Origin of the sequence: Pseudomonas saponiphila, assembly GCF_900105185.1 — a bacterium.
Lineage (GTDB): Bacteria > Pseudomonadota > Gammaproteobacteria > Pseudomonadales > Pseudomonadaceae > Aquipseudomonas > Aquipseudomonas saponiphila.
In genome coordinates this window covers 2,106,340-2,124,379 of the sequence record NZ_FNTJ01000002.1, presented here as the reverse complement: position 1 = coordinate 2,124,379, position 18,040 = coordinate 2,106,340, and the positions used below count along the sequence as shown (strand labels likewise).

Genomic DNA, 18,040 nt, shown 5'->3' with positions numbered 1-18,040 from the left:
CACGCCATTACTTTGCCACCCCGCTGTCATAAACCATCGTGATACTGGCGCCTGTTTTTAGAGCGCCGGGTTCTACCCGACCACTGTTTTCCGATCTGCACAGGTCGGTTGTGTCCTGGATGGTTGAGCCATCCACTCTTACCTTCGGAGATTGCTATGCGTCTTGCTTCCACGAAAACCGCGGCGGCCCTGTGTGGTGGCCTGTTACTGGCCATGAGCGTTCCCGCCAGTGCTGCGGTCGACGCCAAACTGCTCGACATGCTCAAGGCCAACGGCTCGATTTCCCAGGCGCAGTACATGGAGCTGCAAGCCGAACTGGCCAAGGATCAGAAGGCCCAGCAAATCGCTCAGCAAGCGCAGCAAGAAACCAACGAACAAGTGGCCGCAGCCGCCAAGAAAGCCAACGAGCTCAGCGCCTTCGACCAGAAGCTGGCCTGGGCGGCCAAGACGCAGTTCAAGGGCGACGTTCGAATCCGCCAGGAAACCGTCAAGATCGACGGCGAAGCCAACAACGGCGGCCGCGACAAGGATCGTCAGCGCATCCGTGCGCGCCTGGGCGCCTACAGCGAGATCAACCCGCAGGTGGACACCGGCATCCGCATCGCCACCGGCGGCGGCGACGATGCCCGCTCCACTAACCAGGACATGGACAACTACTTCGACAAGAAACAGATCTGGCTGGACCTGGGCTACATCGACTATCACCCGGACGCGGTCAAGAACCTGCACGTGATCGGCGGCAAGATGCTGCAACCCTGGGTCAGCATGGGCGACGTGATCTGGGACAGTGACATCAACCCTGAAGGCCTGGCCGTCACCTACAAATACCCGCTGGGCGGTAGCGCCGAGCTGTTCGGCAGCCTGGGCAACTACAGCCTCAAGGACAACGTCGACGGTGAAGGCGTGCAGTTCCGTCACGACCTGCGCCTGACCGCCGGCCAACTGGGTAGCCGCTTCGCCATCACCGACAACCTGAAGCTGACCGTCGGCGGCAGCGTCTATGCCTACCAGAACGACAAGGACAGCCGTTGCACCGGCACCTCCACCCCTTGCGCCCTGGCGGTCAACGGCAACTCGGCGGACAACCAGTTCCGCCTGTACGAAGGCTTCAGCCAGATCGACATCGGCGGCCTGCCGATGCCGCTGTCGTTCTACGGCCAGTACGTGAAGAACAACGATGCGGTGAACGATCAGGACACCGCCTGGCTGCTGGGCGCCAAGTCGAAAGTGTTCGGCTTCAACCTCGACTACAACTACCGCGACGTGCAGCGCAATGCCGTGGTCGGTGCCTTTACCGACTCCGACTTCGCCAACGGCACCACCGGTTCCCGTGGCCACAAGTTCAAGGTCGGCTACGACATCGACAAGAACTTCGCCCTGGGCGCTACCTACTTCCTGACCAAGGCCGACTACTCCAGCCGCACCCAGCGCGACGCCAATACCAACACCCTGCAACTGGACGCCGAAGCCAAGTTCTAAGCGACCAGCTCGTACACCGCAGACGCTGCTCGCGCGAGCAGCGTCTGCCGGGTTTCAACAGTCCGGCGCGGGGCAACGCCCCCCATCATCCGTTCGTCGTCGCCGCGTCGGCCTGTGTTTTGTCCTCTCAGACGTCCTTGCTGCGTTGCGTCGCCAGACGCTCGGCCAAGGCATCCAAGCCCTCCAGGGGTGGCTCCGGCAGCACCCGCAAGGTGGCCTGGAGCAGGCGCATCTGCCGAATGAAACGCCGGCAATTGGGGCAGAACAGCAGGTGATGGCGCACCATCAGGCGCTCGCGAAAGCTCAACTGGCCGTCGAGATAATCACTGGATCGCGCCACTTGTTCCTTACAGGTCAGCATTGGCCGGTTTCCTCAAAATGCTCCACGGTGGCGAAGACCTTCAGACGTGCCCGATGCAACAGCACCCGGACATTGGAGAGCGTGAGCCCCAGAAGATTACAGATTTCTTCCAGTTCCAGGCCCTGGCGCTCGCGCAGCAGCAGGACGCTGCTTTGCAGTTCCGAGAGGCTGAGCAGGGTGTGCTCCAGGCAGTCGCGCAGCTCGGATTCGGTCAGCAAGGCTTCGGGGGTGTCTTCGTGCCAGGCGAAAGGCGCCACCAGCCAGTGGCCATCCGTGGAAGAGAAACGCTCGTCGCCGACGGTGCCATGGGGCGCGGGCAGGTCATCGAGCAACACTTCCCGGCGATTTTGCTTGTAGCGGCCCTTGGCCGCATTGGCGGTGATGGTCAGCAGCCAGGTCTTGAGGCTGGAGCGCCCCTGAAAGCCCGCCAGATTGCGCACCACCGACAGCCAGGCATCCTGCACCACTTCGTCGGCATGGCGATTGCCGACAATCGCGTAAGCCACCGCGCGCATGGCGCTCTGGTAGGTACTGACCAGTTCCTTGTAAGCCTTTTGCTCACCCGCCAAAAGGCGCTCTAGCAGTTGCGCGTCATCAGCAGCAGCCATTCGTGCCTCGTTCAATCATGCAGGTTTGAAAGGGTGTGACGCGCCAATAGCGCCCGGCGCCACACCCGAATCAGCCTAGATCAACGCTTGCGCAGCAGGACGCTGCCGATCGAATAACCGGCGCCAAAGGAGCTGAGCACCGCCAGGGAACCGCTGGCCAGGTCATCCTGGTACTTGTGGAAGGCAATCACCGAGCCGGCCGAACTGGTGTTGGCGTAGGTATCGAGAATCACCGGCGCCTCTTCCACCGAGGCTTCGCGGCCCAGGAGCTTCTTGACGATCAGGTGGTTCATGCTGAGGTTGGCCTGGTGCAGCCAGAAGCGCTTGACGTCGCCGACATTGAGCTGGTTTTCCGCCAAGTGGGTGGCGATCAGCTCGGCCACCATCGGGCACACGTCGCGGAACACCTTGCGGCCTTCCTGGACGAACAGCTTGTCGCGGGCACCGACGCCCTCTTCTGCCGCGCGGTTGAGGAAGCCGAAGTTGTTGCGGATGTTGTTGGAGAACTGGGTCAGCAGCTTGGTGCTGACGATCTCGAACTGGTGCTTGGAGGTGGCCAGGTCGGCGCGCTCGATGATCACCGCGGTGGCGGCGTCGCCGAAGATGAAGTGGCTGTCGCGGTCACGGAAGTTCAGGTGCCCGGTGCAGACTTCCGGGTTGACCATCAGGATCGCCCGGGCCTGACCCAGCTGCACGCTGTTGCAAGCGGCCTGGATGCCGAAGGTTGCCGAGGAGCAGGCCACGTTCATGTCGAAACCGAAGCCCTGGATGCCCAGTGCAGCCTGGACTTCGATGGCGATGGCCGGGTAGGCGCGCTGCAGGTTGGAGCAGGCGACGATCACCCCGTCGATGTCAGCGGCAGTCTTGCCGGCCCGTTGCAAGGCTTGCTCGGCGGCGGCCACGGCCATCTGGCAGAGCACCGACCACTCGTCGTTGGAACGCTCCGGCAGGTTCGGAACCATGCGTTGCGGGTCGAGGATGCCGGCCTTGTCCATGACGAAGCGGCTCTTGATCCCGGAGGCTTTTTCGATGAAAGCGGCGTTGGATTCAGTCAGGGCCTGCACTTCGCCGCGCTCGATGGCTGCCGCGTTGTCGCTGTTGAACTGCTGGACGTAGGTGTTGAAAGACTCCACCAGCTCTTCGTTGGAGATGCTGTTGGCCGGGGTAAACAGGCCGGTGCCGCTGATGACGACGTTATGCACGGTCGTTCCTCTAATGTGTTGAGGCAGAAGGTATTGGCACCGTCGTGCCAAACCGTAAAGGGACGACTCCCGCTGAAGGAGGCGTTCCTGGCATCGCTTTATTCCGATCCGCCCAGGCTGGCTGGGGTGCAGATAACCGGGGCCGGCATTTATGACGGCGGAGTTTGCCATAACCACCGATCTTTCGCCGCAATTGCAGGATCGACGGAGCCGACCCTGCACGGGGGTGCCTGGCTCAGGCGTCGACCAGGCTCCATTGCTTGTTCAGGCGCTTGTCGGAAATCGGCACCTTGGTCCCCAGTTGCTGGGCGAACAGGGACACCCGGTACTCCTCCAGCCACCAGCGGTACAGCTCCAACTGCGGATCGCGCTTGCCTTCCTGGGCATGTTTCTGGGCACGGGTCTGGTACTGGCTCCACAGACCGGCCAGCTCGGTGCTCCAGACCCGATCCTTCTGCACCTGACTGCCGAGCTTCTCGAAACGCAGCTCCACCGCCTTGAGGTAGCGCGGCAGTTCCTTGAGCCACAGGGCCGGGGTTTCCCGGACAAAGCCCGGGTACACCAGGTTCGCCAACTGCGACTTGATGTCATTGAGCGCCACGGCCTGGGCCAGGTCGATCTTGCCCTTGAAGCGTTTTTGCAGGCCGTGCCAGAGCTTGAGAATCTCCAAGGTCAGGCGCGCCAGGCGCTCGGCATGCTCGGTCCAGGCGCCGCGCTTGCGCTCGGCCAGGGAGGCCAGCCCGGCGCCGTCCCGGGGCAGGCTGGCCTCGCCGTCGAGGATGCAGCTGTCAAGGCTGGCCAGGAGAATGTCCTCCACCAGCGCATCGACCCGGCCCAGCTCGCGGTACAGCAGGCCCAGCTCGGTCAGCCCCGGCAACTTGCCGCGCAGGAACTTGGCCGGCTCGGCCAGTTGCTGCAGCAGCAGGCGCTGCAGGGCCCGGCGATGCTGGAACTCGGCTTCGGCGGCGGTGGAGAAGCGCCCTTCCTTGACCGTCCCGGCCTCTTCCACCAGGGCCGGGTACACCGTCATCGACAGGCCGGCGATCTTCTGCTGGGTCTTTTCCGCGACCGCGGCAAACACACGGGCTTCCACCGGCTGCTGGCTCTTGGCGGTCTGCGGCACCGCCAGGGCAGCCTGGCTGGCTTCGGCGAAACGCGCGGTCAGTTCGGCCAGGTCACGACCTTCGCCGAGGAACTTGCCCTGGGCGTCGACGATTTCCAGGTTCATCCGCAGGTGGCTTTCCACCTGCTGCGCGGCTTCGCTCCAGGCTTCGTCGCTGACCCGCGCACCGGTCATGCGCAGCAACTCGCGGCCCAGGGCCTGGGGCAACGAACCTTCGGCGAAGACCATGCGCTGCAGGGCCGCCTTGACGAAGTCCGGCACCGGTACGAAGTTCTTGCGCAGGGCCTTGGGCAGGTTGCGCACCAGGGCAATGCACTTGGCCTCGATCAGCCCCGGCACCAGCCATTCCAGGCGTTCGGCCGGCAACGCCGGCAGCAGCGGCGCCGGCACCCGCAGGGTCACGCCGTCGCGGGGATGGTTGGGCTCGAAGTGATAACTCAGGGCCAGTTCCAGATCGCCGATATGCAGGGTGTCCGGGTACTGCTTGGCGGTGACTTCGCTGGCCTCGCGGGCCAGCACGTCTTCCTCGCGCATGATCAGCAACTGCGGGTTCTTCTGGCTGTGCACCCGGTACCAGCTGTCGAAGGTCGCGGTCTGGTGGATCTCCGCCGGCAGGCGCTCGTCGTAGAAGGCGAACAGGGTTTCCTCGTCCGCCAGGATGTCGCGGCGCCGAGCCTTGGCTTCCAGGGCGTCGAGCTGCTCCAGCAACTGGGTGTTGGCGCTCAGGCACTTGGCCTTGGACTGGATCTCGCCGCGCACCAGGGCCTCGCGGATAAACAACTCGCGGGACACCACCGGGTCCACCGGGCCGTAGTGCACCGGCCGGCGCCCGACCACGATCAAGCCGAACAGGGTGATCTGCTCGTAGGCCACCACCTGGCCGCGCTTCTTCTCCCAATGGGGCTCGAAGTGGTTCTTCTTCACCAGATGGCCAGCCAGGGGCTCGATCCAGTCCGGCTCGATCTTGGCCACCATGCGCGCATAGAGCTTGGTGGTTTCCACCAGCTCGGCGGTCATCAGCCATTGCGGACGCTTCTTGCCCAGGCCCGAGGACGGATGGACCCAGAAACGCCGCTGACGAGCCCCGAGGTAGTCGCCGTCCTCGGTCTTCTGGCCGATCTGGCTGAGCAGCCCCACCAGCACCGCCTTGTGCAGTTTCGGGTAGTCCGCCGGTTCCTTGTTCAGGCTCAGTTGCAGGTCGCGACAGATCAGGCTCAGTTGCCGGTGCGAGTCGCGCCACTCGCGCAGGCGCAGGTAATTCAGGAAGTTCTTGCGGCACCAGTTGCGCAACGGGCTGGCGGTCAGGGCCTGGCGCTGTTCTTCGAAGCCGCGCCACAGGTTGACCAGCCCGGCGAAGTCCGAGTCCACGTCCTTCCATTGCGCGTGGGCCTGATCGGCGGCCTGCTGGCGCTCCGGCGGACGTTCGCGGGGGTCCTGGATCGACATCGCACTGGCAACGATCAGTACTTCCTGGAGACTGCCGAGCTTGGCCGCTTCCAGCAGCATGCGGCCCATGCGCGGGTCCACCGGCAGGCGCGCCAGTTGTCGGCCCAGGGGCGTCAGCTGGCCGTTGCGGTCCACGGCCGAGAGTTCTTGCAGCAAGTTGAAACCGTCGCTGATGGCCTTACCATCCGGCGGTTCGATAAACGGGAACGCGGTGATTTCACCCAGGCGCAGATGGAGCATCTGCAGGATCACCGCCGCCAGGTTGGTGCGCAGGATCTCCGGATCGGTGAACTCCGGCCGGCCGAGGAAATCCTCCTCGCTGTACAGGCGCACGCAGATCCCCGGTTCGACCCGGCCACAGCGGCCTTTACGCTGGTTGGCACTGGCCTGGGACACCGCCTCGATGGGCAGGCGCTGGACCTTGGCCCGGTAGCTGTAGCGACTGATGCGCGCGGTGCCGCTGTCGATCACATAGCGGATGCCCGGCACGGTCAGCGAGGTTTCCGCGACGTTGGTCGCCAGCACCACGCGCCGGCCCGGATGGGACTGGAAGATCCGCTGCTGTTCCGCCGGCGACAGGCGCGCGTACAGCGGCAGGATCTCGGTGTGCTTGAGCTGGGCCTCGCGCAGCATTTCCGCGGCGTCGCGGATCTCCCGCTCGCCCGGCAGGAACACCAGCACGTCTCCGGGGCTGCGGCGTTCACTGCGCTCGTAGGCGGCGATTTCATCCAGGGTGGCAAGGATCGCCTGATCCACCGTGAGGTCGTCCTCGACCCGGTTGCCCTCCTCGTCCTGCTCCAGGGTCAGGGGGCGATACCAGGTTTCCACCGGGAAGGTGCGCCCGGAGACTTCGACGATCGGCGCGTTGTCGAAATGCTTGGAGAAGCGCTCCAGGTCGATGGTCGCCGAGGTGATGATGACCTTCAGGTCCGGGCGCCGTGGCAACAGGGTCTTGAGGTAGCCGAGGAGGAAGTCGATGTTCAGGCTGCGCTCGTGGGCCTCGTCGACGATGATCGTGTCGTAGCGTTCGAGAAAACGATCGTTCTGGGTTTCCGCCAGCAGGATGCCGTCGGTCATCAGCTTGATCAGGGTGCTGGAGTCGCTCTGATCCTCGAAGCGCACCTGGTAGCCCACCAACGAACCCAGGGGCGTGGCCAGCTCTTCGGCGACCCGACTGGCAACGCTGCGGGCAGCGATCCGCCGGGGCTGGGTGTGGCCGATCAGGCCGTGCTGGCCGCGACCGATCTCCAGGCAGATCTTCGGCAGCTGGGTAGTTTTCCCCGAGCCAGTCTCGCCGGCGATGATCAGCACCTGATGCTTGAGCAGCGCGTCCTTGATCTCATCGCGCTTGGCGGCGATCGGCAGGCTGTCGTCATAGCGAATCGGCGGCACGCTGGCACGCCGCGCCGTCACCAGGTTGCACGACGCCTGCATCCGCTCCAGCCACTGGGCGAGCTTGGCCTCGTCGGGCTTCTTGCGCAGTTCAAGCAACTGCCGACGCAAGCGGTGGCGGTCGGCGAGCATGGCGTGATCGAGGTTTTTCAGCAGTTGATCGATAGCGGGCGATTCGGAAGTCATCAGGTACGCAAGGGTCGTCTATTTAGGCAGGGCGCGATTGTCGCAGAAAAGCGCAGGCAATACGTAGGAGCCGGCTTGCCGGCGAAGGCGTCCTCACGGGCCCCTTCGCCGGCAAGCCGGCTCCTACACGTCTACTCGTCTTCCAGGCCTTTGCGCCGGTACGGGAAGACATCGATGATCTTGCCGGCGCGGATGGCGTCTTGCAGGCCCTTCCAGTAGTCGGCGTTGTACAGCTCGCCGTGCAACTGGTCGAACAGCTTGCGCTGACCGGCATCGGCGAACAGGAACGGCGGGAACTCCTCGGGGAACACGTCGTGGGGGCCAATGGAATACCAGGGTTCGGACGCCATCTCGTCTTCCGGGGTGCGGGGCGCTGGAATGTGGCGGAAGTTGGCTTCGGTGAGAAAGCAGATTTCGTCGTAGTCGTAGAACACCACCCGGCCGTGGCGGGTCACGCCGAAGTTCTTCAGCAGCATGTCGCCGGGGAAGATGTTGGCCGCCGCCAGTTGCTTGATCGCCAGGCCGTAATCCTCCAGCGCTTCGCGCACCTGGTCCGGGTTGGCGTGTTCCAGATAGAGGTTGAGCGGGGTCATGCGGCGCTCGGTCCAGCAGTGGCGAATCAGCACGGTCTGGTCTTCCACGGCCACCGTGGACGGCGCCACTTCCAGCAGTTCTTCAAGGCACGCCGGGTCGAACTTGCTCAGGGGAAAGCGGAAATCGGCAAACTCCTGGGTATCGGCCATGCGCCCGACCCGATCGACGCTTTTTACCAGGCGGTATTTTTCGATCACCGTGGCCCGGTCGACGTTCTTCGACGGCGAGAAACGGTCCTTGATGATCTTGAACACGGTGTTGAAGCCCGGCAGGGTGAACACGCTCATGACCATGCCGCGTACCCCGGGGGCCATGATGAAACGGTCATCGGTGCTGGCCAGGTGGTTGATCAGGGCGCGGTAGAACTCCGACTTGCCGTGCTTGTAGAAACCGATGGAGGTGTACAGCTCGGCGATGTGCTTGCCCGGCAGGATGCGCTTGAGGAAGCCGATGAATTCCGCCGGCACCGGCACGTCCACCATGAAGTACGAGCGGGTGAAGGAAAAGATGATCGAGACATCCGCCTCGTCGGTGATCAGTGCGTCGATCTGGATGCCCCGGCCCTCGCGGTGCAGCAGCGGGACCACCAGCGGCCACTGTTCTTCATGGGTGAAGATGCGCCCCACCAGGTAGGCGCCCTTGTTGCGGTAGAGCACCGAGGAAAACAGCTCCAGGGTCAGCTCCGGGTCCTTGCACACCCAGTCCGGCAGGTTCTCCCGCAGTTGCGCCTCCAGGCGCCGCAGGTCGCCGGCCAGATCGGCATAGTCCTCGCTGAAACGGTAGTCGGCGAACACCTGTTCGAGCATCGCCGACAGGTTGCCCTGGGGCCGGTAGCTGCGGGTTTGCGCGGCCCGGGCCCGACGCAGGCTGGGCCGGGTGGTGTGGATGAACATGCAGCCATCGCTGATCAGGTCGTGACTGAACAGGCCGCAGAAGATCGAGTTGTACCAAGTCTCGGACAGCTCATCGTCGAAACGCAGGTCGATCAGGCTGATATAGGCGCTTTTCACCAGCGGCCACTGCGCCACCTCCATCAATGAATCGTCACTGAAGGCCTGATGCAGGCGAGTCACGGTTTGCCCGACCTTCTCCTCATACAGATTGATTCGCGCCGCCGAGGCCTTCTGCGCTTCCTGCCATTGCGCCTGCTCGAAGCGTTGCCGGGCACCATCGGTGATCTGGCGGAAGTGCTCGCGGTAGTCGTCGAAGCCGTCGAGGATCATTCGAGCGATATCGGCGGCGGGCCATGACTGCGGCATAGGTAGACCTCTGCGGGAATTTGCGATGCCAGAGCTTAGCCAGTGAAACGACCCGAGGAGAAGCGCATTTTTCGCCCGGTCCGCCGGGCCGGGAAATCTTTGCTGACGATTGCCGGCAATTTTTTTAAATCGACCAATCGGTCAATAAAAAACCCTGAAGTCGGCAAAGCCTGGGCTTTATCGATTCACCCGCAGGCCTTCCAGTACCCGGCGTGAAGGCCTGATGCCCGGCTCAAGCCTGTACCGCCAAAACGCCTCCCTGTGCCTTAACAATCCCACGATCACCAGCAAAACAGCTCTATTCAGGGCCTTTCAATGTGATGGCACTTTGCCATATAAAGCGCCCACCCTCCCCTAACAACAGCGCTAAATCAGCGAGGGACGAATGTTTTTCTAATGTATTCAAGGAGCACATGATGTCGATCAGGAATATTCGAATCGGCTTGCGAGCCAGCCTGAGTTTTGCGGTCCTGGCCGCCTTGCTGGTGACAGTCGGGCTGTTCTGCCTGGGGCAGATGGCAACCCTGCGCGAAAGTGCAAAAGTCATCGAGGCCTCATGGATGCCCAGCATCGAGAACATCCATGACAGCGCCGCCAATATCGCCACCATCCGCCTGGAAACACTGCGACTGCTGGTCAATGACCAGGCTGCGAGCCGGGAAAGAAGCAAGCGCGTGATCGAAGACGAACGCAAGGAACTGGCCCAGCGTCTGGAACGACACAAGGCCCTGCTGACCAGCGAGCAGGAAGCGGCCATGCTGGAGCGGTTGAAACACTTGATTGGCCAGTACACGAGCCTGATGCAACAGATCATCCAGCAGATCGACGCCGGTCTCAAAGAACAGGCCTACACCCGGCTCAATGTCGAACTGGCGCCCCTGGGCAACCAACTGGACACGGCCCTGGAGGAACTGATCCAGTTCAACCAGCAAGGCGCCGACGGCGCCGCTGAGGATGCCGCCGCGCTCTATCAACGTTCGCTGTGGATCGTCGGCACCATCATCGTCGTCGCCCTGGCCTGCACCCTGCTACTGGCCTGGTTGCTGACCCGCAGCATCACCGCACCACTGGCCCAGGCCCTGGCAGTGGCCCGGACCATTGCCGCCGGCGATCTGAGCCAGAGCGTCAACGGCCAGGGCCGGGACGAACCGGCGCAACTGCTGACGGCCATGGCCGGCATGCAGGACAACCTGCGCTCGACCATCCGCGGCATCGCCGAATCATCCCAGCAGTTGGCCTCGGCCGCCGAGGAAATGAGCTCGGTGATGGAACAGAGCACCCGCGGCCTGCAGTTGCAGAACGATGAAATCGAGCAGGCCGCCACCGCCGTCACGCAGATGAGCGCGGCAGTGGATGAGGTGGCCGGCAACGCGGTCTCCAGCGCCGAAGCCTCCCAAGCCTCGGACCAGGACAGCCGTCACGGCCATCAACAGGTCAGCCAGACCATTGCCTCGATCCAGCAACTGGTCAGCGAAGTGCTGGGTGCCTCGGAGCAGGCCCAGGGGTTGGCGTCCCAGGCCCAGGACATCAGCAAGGTGCTGGAGGTGATTCGGGCCATTGCCGGCCAGACCAACCTGCTGGCGCTGAATGCCGCGATCGAGGCAGCCCGAGCTGGCGAGGCCGGCCGTGGTTTCGCCGTGGTGGCCGACGAAGTGCGCTCCCTGGCCCAACGTACCCAGGACTCCACCGAAGAAATCGAACAGATGATCAGCCGCATCCAGCACGGTACCGACGCCACCGTCAGCGCCCTGCAAAGCAGCGCCGAACAGGCCGGGCAAACCCTGCAGCAAGCCAACGGCGCCGGCAGCGCGCTGGAGAAGATCACCGGGGCGATTTCACAGATCAGCCAGCGCAACCTGGTGATCGCCAGTGCCGCGGAGCAACAGGCCCTGGTGGCCCGGGATGTGGACCGCAGCCTGGTGAACATCCGCGATCTGTCGACCCAGACAGCTGCGGGCGCCACCCAGACCTCCGCCGCCAGCCAGGAATTGTCGCGCCTGGCAGTGGACCTTAATGGATTGGTGACACGATTTATCCTGTAGCGGGTGCGATAGGGTTTGCCATGCTCTCAGGCTCTGGGCAAGATCGCCGCCCTTCGATAAAGGAAATTGCCGTGAGACTTGTCGACCTCTTGCGCCTGTTGTCCCTGGCCGCCATCTGGGGCGCGAGCTTCTTGTTCATGCGCATCATCGCCCCGGTGCTGGGCAGCGTGCCCACGGCGTTCTTGCGCGTGTCGATCGCCGCGCTCGGGCTCTTGGTCATGCTGGCGCTGATGCGGGTCGACTGGAATTTTCGCGGCAAGCTCAAGACCGTGCTGCTGCTCGGGGTCATCAACTCCGGCATACCGGCAACCATGTATTCGGTGGCCGCCCAGGTGCTGCCCGCCGGCTACTCGGCGATCTTCAATGCCACCACGCCCTTGATGGGGGTGTTGATCGGCGGGCTGTTCTTTCATGAGCGGCTGAGCCTGAGCAAGATCGCCGGCGTCTGCCTGGGCCTGTTCGGCGTCGGCATCCTGACCCGTGCCGGGCCCGTGGCCTTCGACCATGACCTGCTGCTGGGTGCCCTGTCCTGCCTGATGGCCACCACCTGCTACGGCTTTGCCGGGTTCCTTGCCCGGCGCTGGCTGGATCAGGCTGGCGGCCTGGACAGCCGCCTCTCGGCCCTGGGCAGCATGCTCGGCGCCAGCCTGTTGCTGTTGCCGCTGTTCGCCTACAACGCCATCAGCCAGCCGCCAGCCAGCTGGGGTGGCTGGAGCGTGTGGCTGTCGTTGCTGGGGTTGGGGCTGGGCTGCACGGCTTTTGCCTATGTGCTGTATTTCCGCCTGCTCAGCGCCATCGGCCCGGTGCGGTCGATGACCGTGACCTTCATGATTCCGCCGTTCGGCGTGTTGTGGGGGGCCTTGCTGCTGGATGAGCCGCTATCCATGGCGCACCTGTATGGCGGTGCGCTGATTGGCGTGGCGCTGTGGCTGGTGCTGCGGCCCTCGGTAAAATCGGTGACCTGAAGCAGCGCCTGGTTCTGATCAGCCTGCGACTCGGTGTGCCGGAGCTCCGAGTCGCAACGCTGGCGGCGGCCTTATGGAACGCTCAAGGTAATCAGGTAGGTGCCGGAGGTTACCGCCTTGCCGGACTGATCGACGAACGCGTACTGCTGATCGTAGTAGCGGCCCTGGGAGCCACTGTCGGCCAGGAGCTTGAGCTTGACCGCCGAACGATCCACCGCGCTGACACTGGCCCCGACGCGGGTCACATCAATCGCCCCTCCCCGTGAACCCTGAGGGCACTGGCGCAGACTCAAGCCGGTGCTGGCAGCGCTGGACGCGCAATTGGACTCGACAATACTGCCGGTAAAGCGGATGACTCCTTGCGCCACGGGAGCAGCGGCGAAGCAACTGCTCGACAGTCCCAAAAGCAAACCGAAAGCGGTTGAAGCGAACGTTACGTTCATACTGACTCTCCTTTGTTTAAGGACTGTGTCGTCAGTCTAGGCACCGGCTTTAGTTTTTAAGGTTTGTCTGATGGACGAATTTGGAATACCAACAAAAAAGTCCAAGCATCTGGTTATCAAAAGAACCTTGAGGGTTCGCTTCAGTCGCTCATTACGTGCACATGCAAGGTTTGAAATCAGACCTTTATTGACCGGCAAAGAACTCCACGACGATAGTGGCATCTAGCCACTATTCGTGCTTATAGTCGATCATTAATTGCATCAATAATGCGCAAAAGCGACCGAGCATTGCGCTCGGCCGCGGGTCAGGGCAACCACCGAGGAGATAGTTGCCCGCAACTGTCAGGCGCTCTTACGGAACACGAAGACCAGGCCGACAATGATCAGGCCCATGCCCATCAGGCTCAGCCAGGCCAGACGGTTGCCGAAAAACACGAAGTCCATCAATGCGGTCACTGCCGGCACCAGATAGAACAGGCTGGTGACATTCACCAGGTTGCCTTGAGCGATCAAGCGGTACAGCAGCAGCGTGGCCAGCACCGACACCACCAGCCCCATCCACAGCAGCGGAATCACGAAGCCGGCGCTGTACTCGAAGTGAAACGGCTGGAACGGCACGAACAGCGCGCACAGCACCAGGCCCGCCAGGTATTGCACCGGCAGAGTGCCCAAGGGGTTGTCGGTGATGCGCTTCTGCATGATCGAACCGGCCGTCATGCTGACCAGGGCCAGCAGGCCGCAGAGCATGCCGGAAACGGATATCCCCGCCATCCCGATGCCCTGGTACACCACCATGATCAGCCCGGCGAGCCCCAGGCCGAGGCCGAACAGGCGGCTCCAGGAGCGCTGACGCTCCATCAGCACCACGGTGAGGATCGGCTGCACCCCCATGATGGTGGCCATGACGCCAGGGGTGACCTTCAGGTCCAGGGCCAGGATGTAGAAGATCTGGTAGGCCCCCAGCAGCACCAGCCCGGTGGCCATGGCAAAGCCCATGGCCCGGCGGCCCCGAGGCAGCCGCAGCTTGAGCAGGGGCATGAGAAGCACTAGGCCGATCAGGGCGAGGACAAAACGCAACAGCAGGAAGGCAAAGGGCGACGCGTGGGCCAGCCCCCATTTGGAGAAGATCGCGCCACTGCTCCAGAGCAGGACGAACAGGCTCGTGGAAGCCGCCGCAAGCGCGGACTTTTTGGAAATGAGCAACATGAATACCACCTGTAATCAGGCAAGAAGCCAATTCAGCCGAGGCTGAAGTTCAGTAGTGTTTGGTTCAGGCGGGCACAGGGAACGGCAGCGATGCCGATCAGCCCGAAAAGCCAACGCCCGGCGGTGATACGACCGCGTACACCGGCGTGCTACTGACAGGTGAGGGGTACTGACCGATCTGCACAGGCTGCTGATTCCCGCACGGCACGACGCCAGCGTTGACCGCTGAAAGCACTACCGCGTTGAGAGGGGAAAAAGCCATGTGCCGATGGTTCTCGAAGAGGAAGAACGTGAATAGCAGGACTCACAGGGCGCTGACTATAACCAGCGCCCGAGATGGGTTGCAAGATTTATCCGAACAGCCACTTCCACAGCAGCACCAGCACCAGCACCGCCAGCACCGGACGCAGAATGCGGTAGAGCTTGGGGTTGCGGCGCTTCCACTGCTTGACCACGCCACTGAAGCTGTCGCTGAAACGCTTGCTCCAGGCATAGGCCTGGTTGATCCCGCCGACGCGCTCGTCATCGAGGTTCTGCGGCGCGGTGGCACGTCCCAACTGGGCGCTGACCCAACGGTTGATGCGGGTCATCAGCGGGCTGCTCAACGGCCGTTCAATGTCGCAGAACAGGATCACCCGGGTGGTTTCGGTTTCGTTCTTCACCCAGTGCACATAGGTTTCATCGAACATCACGTCTTCACCGTCGCGCCAGGCGTATTCCTCGCCATCGACGAAAATCCGGCAGGCATCGGAGTTGGGGGTCGACAGGCCCAGGTGATAGCGCAGGGAACCGGCAAAGGGATCACGGTGCGGGTTGAGGTGGCTGCCACCGGGCAGCAGGGCGAACATCGCGCCCTTGACGTTGGGAATCGCGCTCACCAGCTCGACGGTCTTGGGGCACAGGGCGGCGGCCGAAGGCAGTGGCTTGTCGTACCACTTGAGGTAGAAGCGCTTCCAGCCTTTCTTGAAGAAGGAGCCGAAGCCGGCATCGTTGTTCTTCTCCGCCGCGCGGATATAGCCCTCGTCGAACAAGTGCATGGCCTCTTCGCGGATCACTTGCCAGTTGTCCCGCAGGATATCCAGCTCGGGGAACTTGCTGCGATCCAGGTATGGCTTGGAAGGCACCCCGGAGAACAGGTACATCAAGGCGTTGTAGGGGGCGAACAGCGCCGAATGGTTGACGAACTGGCGCAGTACCGGCAGACGCGCCTTGCCGCGCAGATGCACGTAAAGGATGCTGCCGACGAACAGCGACAACACCGCGAACTTGGCGGCAAAGGAAAAGCTCATGCAACGACTCCTTGGAAATAGGCACCTGTGCAGGCTGTGTGGGGGAGTGTTCACCCAACCTGGCAGCCGGCAATGATAAACACTCCTGGACCCTGGAAAAACCCGCACGACTCAACATTCAGTGTTAACGGTCGTGCAACAAAGGCGCTTAAATAGCACAAGCGACCAGGCCCGCGGCTGACTTGGATCAGCATTCGCCGGCAAGCCGGCGAATGCCCGGGGGCGTTACTGCTGGTTTTCCTGCTCGGTGAACAGGTCGCTGAACAGCATGCTCGACAGATAGCGCTCGCCGGAGTCCGGCAGGATCACCACGATGGTCTTGCCCTGCATTTCCGGGGTTTCCGCCAGGCGTACCGCCACCGCCATCGCCGCACCACAGGAAATCCCGCAGAGAATCCCCTCTTCCTGCATCAGGCGCAGGGCCATGGCCTTGGACTCTTCATCGGTCACCAGTTCCACCCGGTCGACCATGGCCAGGTCGAGGTTCTTCGGCACGAAGCCGGCACCGATGCCCTGGATCTTGTGATGGCTGGGCTTGATCTCTTCACCGGCGAGCTTCTGGCTGATCACCGGCGACGTCGCCGGCTCCACCGCCACCGACAGGATCGGTTTGCCCTGGGTCTTCTTGATGTAGCGCGACACGCCGCTGATGGTGCCGCCGGTGCCGACCCCAGCCACCAGCACGTCCACGGCGCCGTCGGTGTCGTTCCAGATTTCCGGACCGGTGGTTTTCTCGTGGATCGCCGGGTTGGCCGGGTTATCGAACTGCTGTGGCATGAAGTACTTGGACGGATCGCTGGCCAGGATTTCGGCGGCCTTTTCAATCGCTCCCTTCATGCCCTTGGCCGGCTCGGTCAGCACCAGCTCCGCGCCCAGGGCCTTGAGCACCTTGCGCCGCTCGATGCTCATGGACGCCGGCATGGTCAGCATCAGTTTGTAGCCACGAGCCGCTGCAACGAAGGCCAGGCCGATCCCGGTGTTGCCCGAGGTGGGCTCGACGATGGTCATGCCCGGCTTGAGCTTGCCGCTGCTTTCGGCGTCCCAGATCATGTTGGCGCCGATCCGGCACTTCACTGAGTAGCCCGGGTTGCGCCCTTCGATCTTGGCCAGGATGGTCACCCCGCGCGGGGCGATGCGGTTGATCTGCACCAAGGGGGTATTACCGATGGAATGGGCGTTGTCAGCAAAAATTCGGCTCATGGCTGGGTCCTTATGCAGCAGTGAAGAAGTGCTCAAGGGTATGCCTGGCGCCCTTGAGCGTCCAGTCGCGCCGCAGGAGCTGCAGGCCGCCCGCAAGCGGCACCGGCACAGACTGACCAAGTCACCCGGTGACGCTCCATTCAGAGACTGAATGGGGCGTCTACGTTCACAGTCGACCGGACTGCGCGTTATAGTCGCGCCATCACTCCCCATTCAATCGACCTGCCCCGGGCAGCTCGCCGTCACCGTTCGAGGAATTGCAGATGAAGTTCGAAGGCACCAGCGCATACGTCGCCACCGATGACCTGAAGCTGGCAGTCAACGCCGCCATCACCCTGGAGCGTCCGCTGCTGGTCAAGGGCGAACCCGGCACCGGCAAGACCATGCTCGCCGAGCAACTGGCCGAATCCTTCGGCGCCAAGCTGATCACCTGGCACATCAAGTCCACCACCAAGGCCCACCAGGGCCTGTACGAGTACGACGCGGTCAGCCGCCTGCGCGACTCGCAGCTGGGGGTGGACAAGGTCCACGACATCCGCAACTACCTGAAGAAGGGCAAGCTCTGGGAGGCCTTCGAATCCGAGGAGCGGGTGATCCTGCTGATCGACGAGATCGACAAGGCCGACATCGAGTTCCCCAACGACCTCTTGCAAGAGCTCGACAAGATGGAGTTCTACGTCTACGAGATCGACGAAACCATCAAGGCCAAGCAACGGCCGATCATCATCATTACCTCCAACAACGAGAAGGAACTGCCGGACGCCTTCCTGCGTCGCTGCTTCTTCCACTACATCGCCTTCCCCGACCGCGCCACCCTGCAGAAGATCGTCGACGTGCATTACCCGGACATCAAGAAGGACCTGGTCAGCGAGGCCCTGGACGTGTTCTTCGACGTGCGCAAGGTGCCGGGCCTGAAGAAGAAGCCCTCGACCTCGGAACTGGTGGACTGGCTCAAGCTGCTGATGGCCGACAACATCGGCGAAGCGGTGCTGCGCGAGCGCGACCCGACCAAGGCCATCCCGCCCCTGGCCGGCGCCCTGGTGAAGAACGAGCAGGATGTGCAGTTGCTGGAACGCCTGGCGTTCATGAGCCGTCGCGGCAGCCGCTAGGCTCTGCCCAGAAGCGGCCTGCGCGTCGATCATGCTGCGTTAAAAACAGGTTCGGAATGCTCACTTAGCAGGCTAAACTCCGCTTCCTCTCCTGTTTTTGCCTTGCCTGATCGCCGCTCGGCGAGCTTCTGAACAG

General features: G+C 62.9%; 14 protein-coding genes. 5 read left to right on the top strand and 9 right to left on the bottom strand.

The features are described 5' to 3' along the window. Positions 1–156: 156 nt before the first annotated feature. Positions 157–1,479: a putative porin gene (locus tag BLV47_RS31660; protein ID WP_092320457.1), complete on the top strand. Its 1,323-nt coding sequence runs from the start codon at positions 157–159 to the stop codon at positions 1,477–1,479. Between the two features lie 127 nt (positions 1,480–1,606). Here the strand turns inward: BLV47_RS31660 and BLV47_RS31655 are convergent, their stop codons facing one another. From BLV47_RS31655 to aceK, 5 genes are all read right to left on the bottom strand, one after another. Continuing rightward, on the bottom strand, positions 1,607–1,840 hold the full coding sequence (locus BLV47_RS31655) for an anti-sigma factor family protein (RefSeq protein ID WP_060838053.1): 234 nt from the start codon (positions 1,838–1,840) through the stop codon (positions 1,607–1,609). Then, entirely contained in the window at positions 1,834–2,448 is a 615-nt protein-coding gene (locus BLV47_RS31650) for an RNA polymerase sigma factor (protein ID WP_060838052.1), read from the bottom strand. The genes BLV47_RS31655 and BLV47_RS31650 overlap by 7 nt, the downstream gene beginning before the upstream one ends. An 80-nt stretch (positions 2,449–2,528) precedes the next feature. Continuing rightward, positions 2,529–3,650, bottom strand: a complete 1,122-nt coding sequence (locus tag BLV47_RS31645) for a beta-ketoacyl-ACP synthase III (RefSeq protein ID WP_092320456.1) — start codon at positions 3,648–3,650, stop codon at positions 2,529–2,531. A 235-nt stretch (positions 3,651–3,885) separates the two neighbouring features. Further along, positions 3,886–7,797 (bottom strand): ATP-dependent RNA helicase HrpA, encoded by a 3,912-nt coding sequence (hrpA, locus tag BLV47_RS31640; RefSeq protein ID WP_092320455.1) that lies wholly within the window; start codon positions 7,795–7,797, stop codon positions 3,886–3,888. A gap of 131 nt (positions 7,798–7,928) precedes the next feature. Then, a complete protein-coding gene (gene aceK / locus BLV47_RS31635) occupies positions 7,929–9,650 on the bottom strand; it encodes a bifunctional isocitrate dehydrogenase kinase/phosphatase (RefSeq protein WP_092320454.1) in 1,722 nt (573 codons plus the stop codon). Positions 9,651–9,692: 42 nt separating this feature from the next. On the opposite strand from aceK, the gene BLV47_RS36305 reads away from it, so the two are divergent. From BLV47_RS36305 to BLV47_RS31625, 3 genes are all read left to right on the top strand, one after another. After that, complete coding sequence (locus BLV47_RS36305) at positions 9,693–9,866, top strand: hypothetical protein (protein WP_167365727.1); 174 nt, start codon at positions 9,693–9,695, stop codon at positions 9,864–9,866. A gap of 104 nt (positions 9,867–9,970) precedes the next feature. After that, entirely contained in the window at positions 9,971–11,692 is a 1,722-nt protein-coding gene (locus tag BLV47_RS31630; RefSeq protein ID WP_425272213.1) for a methyl-accepting chemotaxis protein, read from the top strand. A 71-nt stretch (positions 11,693–11,763) separates the two neighbouring features. Further along, positions 11,764–12,657, top strand: a complete 894-nt coding sequence (locus tag BLV47_RS31625) for a DMT family transporter (protein ID WP_092320452.1) — start codon at positions 11,764–11,766, stop codon at positions 12,655–12,657. A gap of 71 nt (positions 12,658–12,728) precedes the next feature. On the opposite strand, the gene BLV47_RS31620 is transcribed toward BLV47_RS31625, so the two are convergent. The 4 genes from BLV47_RS31620 to cysK form a co-directional block, all read right to left on the bottom strand. Continuing rightward, positions 12,729–13,100, bottom strand: a complete 372-nt coding sequence (locus tag BLV47_RS31620) for a hypothetical protein (RefSeq protein WP_092320451.1) — start codon at positions 13,098–13,100, stop codon at positions 12,729–12,731. A 342-nt stretch (positions 13,101–13,442) separates the two neighbouring features. Then, a complete protein-coding gene (locus tag BLV47_RS31615; RefSeq protein ID WP_092320450.1) occupies positions 13,443–14,306 on the bottom strand; it encodes a DMT family transporter in 864 nt (287 codons plus the stop codon). 350 nt (positions 14,307–14,656) lie between these two features. Next, positions 14,657–15,595 (bottom strand): aspartyl/asparaginyl beta-hydroxylase domain-containing protein, encoded by a 939-nt coding sequence (locus tag BLV47_RS31610; protein WP_060838044.1) that lies wholly within the window; start codon positions 15,593–15,595, stop codon positions 14,657–14,659. A 225-nt stretch (positions 15,596–15,820) separates the two neighbouring features. Then, entirely contained in the window at positions 15,821–16,795 is a 975-nt protein-coding gene (gene cysK / locus BLV47_RS31605) for a cysteine synthase A (RefSeq protein ID WP_092320449.1), read from the bottom strand. 263 nt (positions 16,796–17,058) lie between these two features. Between cysK and BLV47_RS31600 the strand changes: the two genes are divergently transcribed. Beyond that, positions 17,059–17,904 carry an AAA family ATPase gene (locus BLV47_RS31600; RefSeq protein ID WP_047284378.1) on the top strand — a complete coding sequence of 282 codons (846 nt, stop codon included), beginning with the start codon at positions 17,059–17,061 and terminating at the stop codon, positions 17,902–17,904. The last annotated feature ends 136 nt before the right edge of the window (positions 17,905–18,040 follow it).